Annotated in this window: 5 protein-coding genes; all 5 read left to right on the plus strand. The window is 76.5% G+C overall.

The annotated features are described in order from the left end of the window. Positions 1-63: 63 nt before the first annotated feature. From asnB to IE180_RS20500, 5 genes are read left to right on the plus strand one after another with little or no spacing between them, the layout of a single operon-like run. Complete coding sequence (gene asnB / locus IE180_RS20480) at positions 64-1,944, plus strand: asparagine synthase (glutamine-hydrolyzing) (RefSeq protein WP_190158363.1); 1,881 nt, start codon at positions 64-66, stop codon at positions 1,942-1,944. Then, entirely contained in the window at positions 1,941-2,693 is a 753-nt protein-coding gene (locus IE180_RS20485) for an aspartate/glutamate racemase family protein (RefSeq protein ID WP_229860711.1), read from the plus strand. The genes asnB and IE180_RS20485 overlap by 4 nt, the downstream gene beginning before the upstream one ends. Continuing rightward, positions 2,690-4,423, plus strand: a complete 1,734-nt coding sequence (locus IE180_RS20490) for a non-ribosomal peptide synthetase (protein WP_190158365.1) — start codon at positions 2,690-2,692, stop codon at positions 4,421-4,423. The genes IE180_RS20485 and IE180_RS20490 overlap by 4 nt, the downstream gene beginning before the upstream one ends. Next, positions 4,420-11,070, plus strand: coding sequence for a non-ribosomal peptide synthetase (locus IE180_RS20495; protein WP_190158366.1), 6,651 nt, complete (start codon positions 4,420-4,422; stop codon positions 11,068-11,070). The genes IE180_RS20490 and IE180_RS20495 overlap by 4 nt, the downstream gene beginning before the upstream one ends. Position 11,071: 1 nt before the next feature. Continuing rightward, positions 11,072-11,809: an aspartyl/asparaginyl beta-hydroxylase domain-containing protein gene (locus IE180_RS20500; protein ID WP_190158367.1), complete on the plus strand. Its 738-nt coding sequence runs from the start codon at positions 11,072-11,074 to the stop codon at positions 11,807-11,809. The last annotated feature ends 180 nt before the right edge of the window (positions 11,810-11,989 follow it).

An 11,989-nucleotide genomic window follows, 5' to 3' on the forward strand; every position in this document is an offset into this window, starting at 1 on the left:
TGGGCTAGCGTGGCACTCGCGTCCGGAAGTGCCGTGCGGATGTGAAACGGGGATTTTTCCAACGTGTGCGGAATTACGGGTGTGTTCTCCCTCGACGGGGCGCGTCCGATAGAAACTCGTGTCCTCTCGGAAATGATTTCCGAACTTGTCCACCGAGGCCCGGACGACGCCGGACGACATGTCGGCGAAGGAATCGCGCTGGGATTTCGACGACTTGCCCTGAACGATCTGGAACGGGGCAATCAGCCGCATTTCTCGGAGGACCGCGACCTCGTCTCCGTCTGCAACGGTGAGATCTACAACCACCGTGCCCTGCGCGAGGAACTGGCCCGCGCCGGGCACCGGTTCCGCACGGACTGCGACACGGAGGTGCTGGTCCACCTCTACCGCCGTCACGGCACCGGCCTCACCGCCCGCCTCGACGGCCAGTTCGCCTTCGCCCTGTACGACGCGACAGCCCGGCGGCTGCTCCTCGCCCGCGACCACGCGGGGATCGTGCCGCTGTTCTACACCGTCGTGGACGGCCTGCTCGTCTTCGGCTCCGAGATCAAGGCGATCCTGCGCCACCCGGCGGTGCGGCCCCGCGTCGACCTGCGCGGCCTCGACCAGGTCCTCACCCTCCCCGGACTCGTCAGCCCCCGCACCATGTTCGAGGGCATCCACTCCCTGCGCCCCGGCGAGCGGCTCGTCGCCGACGCCTCCGGCGTCACCGTGGAGCGGTACTGGGACCTCGACTACCCCGACGCGGGAGACCTCCCCCCGCTCGGCGGCGACCTCGACGCCGAACTCGGCGACGCGGCCGACCGCGTGGCCGCCCTCCTCGACGGCGCGGTCCGCGACCGGCTCGTCGCGGACGTGCCCGTCGGCCTGTACCTGAGCGGCGGACTCGACTCCAGCCTCCTCGCCGCGCTCGCCGCCAGGGCCCACCCCGGCCGCACCTGGCCCAGCTACTCCGTCGTCTTCCCCGGGCACGACTTCGACGAGAGCCCCCACCAGCGGCTCGTCGCCGCGAAACTCGGCACCCGCCACCACGAGGTGCCCGTCCACGACGCCGACGTCGCCGACCGGCTGCGGGCCATGGTCCGCCACGCCGAGACGCCCGTCCGCGAGTCGTACAACGTCTGCTCGCTCAAGCTGTCCGAGGCGGTCCGCGCCGACGGCACCGTCGCCGTCCTCACCGGCGAGGGCGCCGACGAGCTGTTCGGCGGCTACCCCGGATACCGGTACGACGCCGCCGGGCTCGGCGGCAGCCGCCTCACCGGCCTCGACGCCCATCTGGAGCGGGAGATCCGGGAGCGCATGTGGGGCCTCGACATCGGCTACGAACAGGACCAGATCACCACCCAGGAGATCCGCCGCGACCTGTACTCCGCCGACCTCGCCCCGTCCTTCGACGCGTTCGCCGTCACCTCCCAGCGACTCGTCGACGCCGACCGGCTCAAAGGCCGCCACCCCCTGCACCAGCGCTCCTACCTCGACTTCCACCTGCGCCTCGCCGACCACCTCCTCGGCGACCACGGGGACCGCATGGCCCTCGCCAACGCCGTGGAACCCCGCTTCCCCTTCCTCGCCCGGCCCGTCGTGGACCAGGCCGTCGCCCTCCACCCCGCGCTGATGGTGGCCGGCGGCGCCGAGAAGGCCGTCCTGCGCCGGGTCGCCGGGCCGCTCGTCCCCGGCGAGGTCCTCGCCCGGCCCAAGTTCGGCTTCCGCGGCCAGACCAGCGGGCACCTCCTGAACACGGGCGCCGACTGGTTCGAGGAGCTGCTCTCCCCGTCCCTCGTGCGGCGGCAGGGCTACTTCGACCCGGACACCGTCTCCGCGCTCGTACGCCACCACCGCGACCGGGGCGACCGGGTGCACGCGCACCTCGACACCGACTACCTGATGGTCATCGCGACCTTCGCGCTCTTCGTCGAGGAGTTCGGGCTGCCGTGCCTCGGATGACGCCCCTCGCCGCCCCCGCGCCCCGCACCGGCCCGGCGACGGCCGGCACCGCCCGGCCCGGCCTGCCCCTGGTCGGCGTCGTCGGCGGCATGGGCCCCCTCGCCTCCACCGAACTGCTCCGCAGCGTCTACCTGCCCGCCGACGGCCGCCCCGAACAGGAGTCGCCGCGCGTCCTGCTGTGGTCCGACCCCGCCGTCGTGGACCGCACCGAGGCCATCGGCACCGGCCGTCTCGATGCGCTCCGCGAAGCCGTCGAGCGGGCCGTGCGCGGCCTCGTCGCCGCGGGCGCCGAACGGGTCGTCGTCGCCTGCGTCACCGCCCACCGCGTCCTCGGCGACCTCCCCGCGGACCTCCTCGACCGCTGCGTCTCCCTCGTGGACGTCGTCCACGCGGAACTCGCCCGCACCGCCCGCCCCCACCTTCTGCTGTGCACCGAGGGCACCGCCCGCGCCGGGCTCCTCACCACCGGCCCGCAGGACGCCGTCCGCCACCTCGTCCTCCTCAGCCCCGACGACCAGCAGGCCCTGCACCGCGAGGTGTACCGCCTCAAGGCCGGCGGCGACCCGCTGCACGCCGTCGCCTTCCTGCGCACGGCCCTGCCCCGCTACGGCGTACGGGACTTCGTCGCCGCCTGCACCGAACTTCACCTCGTCACCCAGGCCATCACCGCCGCGGGCCTGTCCGCGGAGTTCCCGGCCATCGACCCCCTGGCCGTCGTGGCCGGGCGGATCAAGAACGGAGAGCTGTGAGCCACACCACGACCCTGCGCCACTGGGCCGACCACGTGGAGAAGGAGCCGGAGGCGGTCGCCCTCACCACGCCCTCCGGTGACTGGACCCGGCAGCGGCTCGCCGCCCACGCCGCCGGAGTGCGCGAACGCCTCGCCGACGGCGAGGGACCGGTGCTCGTCGCCTGCGCCGAGCCCGCCCCGGTGATCGCCACCCTCCTGGCCTGCGCCGCCACCGGCCGTGCCTTCGCCCCCGTCGACACCCGCCAGCCCGCCGCCCGCTGGACCGCCATCGTCGAGGACCTCCGCCCCACCGCCGTCGTCGCCGACCGCGCCGGACGCGCCGCCCTCGCCGCGGGCGGTCCCCATGACGACACCATCCGGTACATCGACGCCGAGGACACCGAGCACGGCACCTGGCACGCCGACGACTGGCGCGACCCCGGCACCCCCGACGCCGGATACGTCTACTTCACCTCCGGCACCACCGGCCGGCCCAAGGGCATCAAGGGCAGCCTGGAGGCCGTCGAGCACTTCCTCGACTGGGAGACCGCCGAGTTCGGCGTCGGACCGGGCACCCGCGTGTCCCTGCTCACCTCGCCCGGCTTCGACGCGTTCCTCCGCGACACGCTCCTGCCGCTCCGCGCCGGGGGCAGCGTCCACGCCGCCCCGCCCGGCGCCGTCCCCGTCGGCGCCGGACTCGCCGCGTGGCTCGACGCCCGGCGGATCGAGGTGCTGCACTGCGTGCCCACCGTCTTCCGCACCCTGCGCGCCGCCGGCCTCACCGCCGGGTCCCTGCCCGCGCTGCGGACCGTGCTCCTCGCCGGGGAACCCGTACGCCCCTCCGACGTCGCCTGGTGGCGCGGCCTGTTCGCCGACGACAAGACCCTGGTCAACCTGTACGGCCCGTCCGAGACCACCATGACGAAGGTGTACCGGCGCCTCGGGGCCGAGGACGCGGACGCCGGGACCGTTCCCGCCGGCCTTCCCCTGCCCGGCGTCGAGGTCCGCGTCCTCGCCGCGGGCGCGCCGGTCACCGGCACCATCGGCGAGATCGAGATCCACACGCCGTTCCCCCTCCGCGGCTACCTCGACGGCCGCCCCGGCGGGTTCACCGGCACCCACGCCTACCGCACCGGCGACCTCGGGCGGCTCCGCGACGACGGCGTCCTGGAGGTACTCGGCCGCCGCGACCAGCAGGTCAAGGTCAACGGCGTACGCGTGGAACTCGGCGAGGTCGAGGACGTCCTGCGCCGCCATCCCGGCGTCCGCGACGCCTGCGCCGCCGCCGTCTCCGAGGACGGCGACACCGACCCCGTGCTGTGCGCCTACGTCGTCGCCGACGACACCGTCACCGACGAGGAGCTGCGCGCCCACACCGCCGCCGGGCTCCACCCCGGCAGCCGCCCCTCCCTGTACGCGCGGCTCGCCGCGATCCCCCGGACCCTCAACGGCAAGGTCGACCGGCGCGCCCTGCCCGTGCCGTCCGCGGTGCGGGCGGCCACCGCCGACGACGCCCCCCGCGACGGCGCCGAAGCGGAGATCGCCGCGCTCTGGTGCGACCTGCTGCACCTGTCCGCCGTCGGCCGCCGCGACAGCTTCACGCTCCTGGGCGGCGACTCCCTCGCCATCGCCCGGCTCCTGGACCGGCTCCGCTCGCGGTTCGGCGTCGACGTGCCGCTGCGGGTCTTCGCCGAGGACCCCACCGTCGCCGGGCTCGCCGCCGCCGTCACCGGCGGGAGCAGCCGATGACCGCGCCCCTGCCGCCGCGCCCGCGCCGGGACCGCGCCCCCCTGTCGTACGCCCAGCGCGCCATCTGGCGGGCCGAACAGCTGCTGCCCGGCAGCGCCCTGCACAACGAGACCGCGGCGTTCCGCCTGACCGGGCCCGTCGACGCCGACGCCCTGGAGCGGGCCCTCGCCGTCCTCGCCGCCCGCCACGAGGCGATGCGGTGCGCCGTCCTCACCGACGACGACGGCGAGCCGTACCAGCACATCACCGACCGCACCCGCCCGGCCGTCGACCTCACCGACCTCACCGGCCTGTCCGAGGACGCGCGCGAGGACCGCCTGGCCGAACTCGTCGCCCGGGCGGCCACCGAGCCGCTCGACCTGGCGCGCCCGCCGCTCATGCGCACCCGCCTGTTCCGGCTCGGCGACGACCGCCACCTGCTGCTGTTCGTCGCCCACCACATCGTCGTGGACGCCTGGGCGTTCGGCGTGTTCCTGGAGGAACTGGCCGCCCAGTACGCCGCCGAGACGGGCGGCGGTCCTGCCCTGCCCGAACTTCCGGACGGACGAAGGGACTTCGGCGACTACGCCGCCTGGCAGCGCACCGACCCGTCCGCCGGGAGCGGCCTCGCCCACTGGCGGGAGCGGCTCGGCGGCGAGCTGCCCGTGCTGAGCCTCCCCGCCGAACCGGCGCCGTCCGGCGCGGCCCGCCCCGACGAGACCTCGGGCGCCGTCCACCACTTCACGCTCCCCGCCGACCTCGTCACCCGCCTCGCCGCGCTCGCCCGCAGCCGCGTCGCCACCCTGCCCGCGACGCTCCTCACCGCGTTCTGCGCGGTCGTCCAGCGCTTCACCGGCCAGGACGACCTGGTCGTCGGCATGCCCGTCGCCACCCGCAACCGGCCCGCGCTCGGCGCGATGGTCGGCCCGCTCCTCAACGTCATCGCCCACCGCGCCGACCTCTCCGGTGCCCCCACCTTCGACGAGGCCCTGGCCCGCACCAGGCGCGACCTGAAGGCGGACCTCGCCCACCGGGACACCCCCTTCGACCTGGTCGTCGAGGACCTCGCCCCGGCGGCGGGCGGCCGCTCCCCGCTGTTCCAGCTCATGTACGCGTTCCACAGCGGCCCCACCACGACCCTCACCCTGCCCGGCGTCGCAACCGAGCCCGCGCCCTCGCACAGCGGGACCGCCAAGTACGACCTCTCGCTGTTCCTGCGACCGAGGCCGTCCGGCGACCTCGACGCCGGACTGGAGTACCGGGCCGCCGCGCTCGCCCCGCACACCGTCGCCGCGATCGCCGAGGGACTGCTGTGCCTGCTGGAGGCGGCCGTCGCCGACCCCGGCCGTCCGCTCGCCGACCTGCCGGTCGCCGCCCCGGAGGCGTACGACCGCGTCGTGACCGGCTTCAACACGGCCGACCGCACCCCCGCCCCGTGGCCCACCGCCCCGCACGCGCTGCGCGCCCTCGCCGCCCTGCGGGGCGACGCGCCCGCCGTCGGGCACGGCGACGACGTCCTCACCCGCGCCGACGTGGACCGGGCGGCCGACCGCGTGGCAGCCCGGCTGGCCGGCCGGCACGGCGTGCGCCCCGGCGACCGGGTCGCCCTCCTCGCGCCCCGTGACAGCTCCCTCGTCCCGCTCGTCACCGGGATATGGCGGGCCGGGGCCGTCCTCGTGCCGCTCGACGACACGATGCCCGAGGAGCGGGCCGCGCACGTCCTCGCGGACAGCGGCGCCCGGCTGCTCGTCACCGGCCACCCGGACCGGCCCGCCCCCGACGGGGGCCCCGCCCTCGCCGCGTGCGCCGACCTGCTGGCGGAGACCGGGCCCGCCGGGACGGTCCCCTTCCCCGACGGCCCGCCTCCGGGCTCCCTCGCGTACCTCATGTACACCTCCGGCTCCACCGGCCGCCCCAAGGGCGTGGCCGTGCCGCACGACCGGGTCGCCAACCTGCTGCACTCCGTCGTCCGCGAACCCGGCATGGGCACCGACGACGTGCTGGTCGCCGTCACCGCCCTGACGTTCGACATCTCCGTACTGGAGCTGTTCGCGCCCCTCGTCGCGGGCGGCCGCGTCGTCGTCGCCCCGCACGACACGGTCCGCGACCCCGCCCGCCTCGCCGCGCTGCTGCGCGGCTCCGGCGCCACGCTCGTGCAGGCCACGCCGTCGCTGTGGCGGGCCCTCGTGGACAGCGGCTGGCAGGGCCTGCCCGGCCTGCGGATCCTCAGCGGCGGCGAACCCCTCGACCCCGCGCTCGCCGCCCGCCTCCTGGAGCGCGGCGCCGAACTGTGGAACCTGTACGGCCCCACCGAGACGACCATCTGGTCCACGGCCGGGCGCGTCCTGCCCGGTGAACCGGTGACCGTCGGCCGCCCGCTGGCCCGCACGTACTGCCACGTCCTCGACCGGCACGACCGGCCCGTCCCGCTCGGCGCCACCGGAGAACTCGTCATCGGCGGGTCCGGCGTCGCCGCCGGCTACTGGAACCGGCCCGACCTCACCGCGGCCGCCTTCGTCCCCGACCCGGTCGGTGCCGACCCGCTCGGCACCGGCGACCCCGCCGCGCCCGTCTACCGGACCGGCGACCTGGCGCGCTACCTGCCCGACGGGCGGATCGTCGTCCTCGGACGCGCCGACCAGCAGGTCAAGATCCTCGGCCACCGCGTGGAACTCGGCGAGATCGAGGCGCACCTGACGGCCCACCCGCTGGTGCGCGCCGCCGCCGTCGTGGTCGACGGGCAACGCACGGCCGCGCCCCGGCTCGTCGCGTTCGTCGTCCCGGACGGGGCGCCGGACGGTGCGGAGGACGTCGCGGACGGCGGTGGCGACGAGACGCCGGGCGCCGTGCTCCGCCGCCACCTGCGGGGCCTGCTGCCCGCCGCCGTCGTCCCGGCGGTCATCGCGACCGTCGGCGAACTGCCGCTCAACACCAGCGGCAAGGTCGACCGCCCCGCCCTGACCCGCCGGGCGCACGACCTCACCTCGGCCACCGCGCCCACGGCCCCCGCCGACGACGACGAACGGGCCGTCGTCGCCCTCTGGGCCGACCTCCTGGGCGCCGCGCCGGACACGGTCGGCACCACCGACGACTTCTTCGCCGCGGGCGGCAACTCCATCGTCGCCACCCGCCTCCTCGGGCGGATCCGCGACGCCCTCGGCCGCGCACCGTCGCTCGCCGCCTTCTACGCGGACCCGACCCCCAGGGGCCTCGCCCGCGCCGCGCGGGAGGCCGCCGGGCCCGGTACCGCGACGGCCGGCACGCCCGCCGCGCCCGACGGCGCGGAGTTCCGCCCCGACGGGCCCGTACCCCTCACGGACCAGCAGCGCCAGCTGTGGCTGACGCAGCGCCTGGCACCCGAGTCGGCCGCCTACAACCTGGCCGCGGCCGTCCGCCTCGACCGGCCCGTCGACACCGGTGCGCTGGGGCGCGCCTTGCGGGACCTGGCCGGACGGCACCGGGTGCTCGCGGCGCGCTGCGCGCTCACCGATGACGGCCCCGTCCTGCTGCCGCTCCCCGCCGAGTCGGTGCGCCCCACGGTCCTGCGCGCCCCCGAGGAGGTGCGCGGCCGGGGCGCGGAGGCGGTCGAGGAGTGGCGGGACGGCGTCCTGCGCGCCGAGGCCACCCGGCCCTTCGACCTGGCCGACGGCCCCCTCCTGCGCGTCGCCCTGCTGCACGCGGACGCGGAGGACACGGCGACCCGCGACGCGGAAGGGGCGTCCGGGCCGGTGCTGCTGCTGACCGCCCATCACCTCGCGGTCGACGGCTGGTCCATCGGCGTCGCCGTCCGCGAACTGGCGGCGCTCCACGCCCACCACACCGGCACCGGGCCGCTCCCCGCCCCGCCCCCGCTGGACTTCGCCCGCCACGCCGCCGCCCTGGCGGCCCCCGCCGCCGAGGCGACCCGCGACGCGCACCTCGCGTACTGGCGCGCCCGCCTCGACGGCCACCCCGGCGTGCTGGACCTGCCCGCCGACCCCGACGCCGCTCCCCGGCCGGCCGGCGAGGGCGCCACCGTGCCGTTCCGGCTGACGCCCGGCGACACCGCCCGGCTCCGCGCGGCGGCGGCCCGGCTGCGGGTCACCCCGTTCACGCTGCTGCTCAGCGTGTACGCGTCGCTGCTCGGCCGGTACGGCGGCACCGACGACGTGCTGGTCGGCGTGCCCGCCGCCAACCGGGGCGCCCCCGGCCTCGACGGCCTGATCGGCTCCCTCGTCACCACCCTGCCGGTCCGCGTGGACCTGCGCGGCGACGTGTCGTTCGCCGCGCTCGCCCGGCGCACGGGGCAGCGCCTGGCGGACGACCTCGACCGCTCCCTGGTACCGCTCGACCGCCTGGTGGACGCCCTCGGCCTGCCCCGCGACCCGGCACGGCCCGCCCTCGTGCAGGCCACGCTCGTCCTCCAGGACGCGATACCGGCCCGGGTGCGGCTCGGCGACGCCTCCGGCGAGCTGCTGCCGGTCCCGACGGGCACCGCCAAGTACGACCTCACCCTGGCGCTGGAGGAGCACCCCGACCGGATCGACGGCGTACTGGAGTTCGCGACCGGCCGGTTCACGCCCGCGTGGGTGGCCCGCTTCACCGGCCACCTGGAGACCCTGCTGCGCGCGGCCCTCGACGACCCGGACGCCGAGGCGGCCGCGGCCCCCGTCGACCCGCACCACACCGAGGTCCCGTCGCCCCGCCCCGCCTCTCCCGCCGGCACCTGGCGCGAGGCCTGTGCCACCCCCGTCCACGAACTGTTCCGGGCCCGCGCCGCGGAGCACCCCGACGCGGTCGCCGTCCGCCACGACGGGCGGGCCGTCACGTACGGGGAGCTGGACGCCTGGAGCGACCGGATCGCCGGCCGGCTCCTCGGCCGGGGCGCGCGGCCGGGCCGGTTCGTGTCCGTGCTGCTGCCCACCGGGCCCGCGCAGACGGCGGCCGTCCTCGGCGTGGCGAAGGCCGGTTCGGCGTTCGCCGTACTCGACGCCGACTCGCCGCGGGCGCGCCTGCGGGCCGTCCTGGACGACGCCGAACCGCTGTGCGTGCTCGCCGCCGAGTCCTCCCTCGCCGCGCTGCCGGACCTGTGGGACGCGGCCGCAGGGACGTTCGGCGGTGTCCCCGTGGAGCCGCTCGACCCGGAGCTTCCCGAGCCCGGCGCCCAACCGGCCGCGCCCGCACCGGAGTCCGCCGCCCGGCCCGCGCACGAGGCGACCGGCGACGACCCGCTGTGCCTGGTGTACACCTCCGGCTCCACCGGCAGCCCCAAGGGCATCGTCCTGCCCCACGCGACGCTCGCCCAGTTCGCCCACTGGCAGGGCGAGACCTTCGGGGTGCGGCCCGGCAGCCGCGTCGCCCAGTGGGCCCCGTTCACGTACGACGCCGCCTACACCGAGGTGTTCGCCGCGCTCTGCCACGGCGCCGCCCTGTGCGTCCCGGCCGACCACGTACGGCGCGACCCGGTGGCCCTGGCGTCCTGGCTGCGCGCCGAACGCGTCACGCAGATCCAGACCGTGCCCGGCTTCCTCGCCGTGCTCACCGAAGCCCTCGACCGCGACGGCGCCGCGCTCCCGGACCTGGAGCACCTGCTGCTCGCCGGGGAGGTGCTGCCCCCGTCACTCGCCGACGCCTGGGCGGACCGCCCCGTACGGCCCCGTCTGCACAACCTGTACGGGCCCACCGAGTGCGTGCTGGCCACCCACCGGGAGCTGGCGCCGGGGGAGCGCTTCCCGTCGTCCGTGCCGATCGGGCGGCCCATCCCCGGCCGGGAGGCGCTGGTACTGGACCACCGGGGCCGCCCCTGCCCGGTCGGCGTCGTCGGCGAGATCCACCTGCGCAGCGACCTCCTCGCCGGCTCGTACCACCGCAGGCCCGAGGAGAGCCGCCGCGCGTACGTCCCCGACCCGTGGCGGCCCGGCGGCACGCTGTACCGGACCGGTGACCTCGGCCGGGTGCTGCCCGACGGCGAACTCGCCTTCACCGGCCGCACCGGGGGCCTGGTGAAGATCCACGGCAACCGCGTGGAGCTGGAGGAGATCGAGGCGATCCTGGAGTCCCACCCGGACGTGCGGGAGGCCGCTGCCGCCCTCCACGGAACCCCGTCCGCGCCCCGCCTCGTCGGGTACGCGGTCGTCACCGCAGACGTGTCCCCCGCCGCGCTGCGGGCGCTGCTCGCCGCCCGGCTGCCCGCCCCGGTCGTCCCGGAACGCGTGGTGCTGCTCGACGCCCTGCCCCGCACCCGCACCAACAAGCGGGACCGGGCCCGGCTGCCCGTACCGGAGGCGGCCGTCCCCGACGCGTCGGCGCCACCGGCGGAAGGCCCCGAACAGCTCGTCGCCGACGCCTGGCGCCGCGTGCTGGGCGCCGACCGGGCCGTGGGCCGCCACACCAACTTCTTCGAGGCGGGCGGCAACTCGCTGCTCGCCGCCCGGTTGCAACTCGACCTCGCCGACCGGCTCGGCCGACCCGTACGGCTCGTGGACATCTTCGCCCGCCCCACCGTCGCCGAGTTCGTCGCCGGCCTCGACGCGCCGGGCGGCACCTCGGACGCCACCCCGCACGGCGACCCGGCCGGTGCACGGGCGGACGACGCGGCCGCGCGCGGCAACCGCCGCCGCGCCGCCGCGCGGGCCCGCACCCGGGGACGCGCCGCCGGCCGGACCGACCCAACGACAAGGAGTAACTGACATGGACGTACGAAGCGTGATGACGGAGCTGCGCGACGCCGTGGGCTCCGACGGGCTGGAGCGGGTCGAGGAGTGTTTGGCGATCCTCGTCGGCGAGAAGGCCCCCGAGTACCTCCACGACGACCAGGAGCCGACCCGCCTGTTCTTCCCCGGCATCAGCGCCCTGCCGTGGCACGACACGGCCGACCGGCCGTGGGTGGCGGGGATGGAGGCCGCGTTCGAGGAGATCCGCGCGGAGTTCCTGGCGCTGCGCGAGGCGGAGGCCCGCTTCGCCCCGTACGAGGACCTCTACACCAAGGAACTCGGCTGGCAGGGCTGGGACACGTACCAGATCTACCGCGACGGGACCTGGCGCGACGAGGCCCGCGGGCGCTGCCCGAAGACGGTCGAGGCGCTGTCCGCGACCCCGCACGGGCCGCGCGACGGCATGTTCACCGTCCTCAACCCGGGCGTCCACATCACCCCGCACACGGGCGGCGTGAACCTGCTCCTCACCGCGCACCTCCCGCTGATCGTCCCGCCCGGCTGCTCCATCAAGGTCGGCGACGACGAGCGCGGCTGGGAGGAGGGCAAGGTCATCCTCTTCGACGACAGCTTCATCCACGAGGCGTGGAACCGGGGCACGCAGCAGCGCGCGGTCCTCCTGTGGGACGTCTGGCACCCCGACCTGACGGAGACCGAGGTCCGCGCCCTCGAACACCTCATGCCCCGCTTCCAGGGCTACCTGATGGCGGTCTGACCCGACCGCCGCCGGACGGCCGGCCCGTCCGCCGCGGACCGCGACCCGGTCCGCCTCCGGACGCGGCCCCGTCCCCGGGGCCGCCCCTTCCGCCCGCCGAGGCGGCGCCCGGGCCGCCCCTTCCGCCCGCCGGCGGGACGCCCTCCGCCTCCCGCCGAACGCCCCGGCGGCCCCGCGCCC

This window comes from Streptomyces litmocidini (assembly GCF_014649755.1).
GTDB lineage: Bacteria > Actinomycetota > Actinomycetes > Streptomycetales > Streptomycetaceae > Streptomyces > Streptomyces litmocidini.

Coding starts and splice junctions, on each gene's coding strand:
- IE180_RS20500 (WP_190158367.1), top strand. CDS start 11,072: ATGGACGTACGAAGCGTGATGACGGAGCTGCGCGACGCCGTGGGCTCC.
- IE180_RS20495 (WP_190158366.1), top strand. CDS start 4,420: ATGACCGCGCCCCTGCCGCCGCGCCCGCGCCGGGACCGCGCCCCCCTG.
- IE180_RS20485 (WP_229860711.1), top strand. CDS start 1,941: ATGACGCCCCTCGCCGCCCCCGCGCCCCGCACCGGCCCGGCGACGGCC.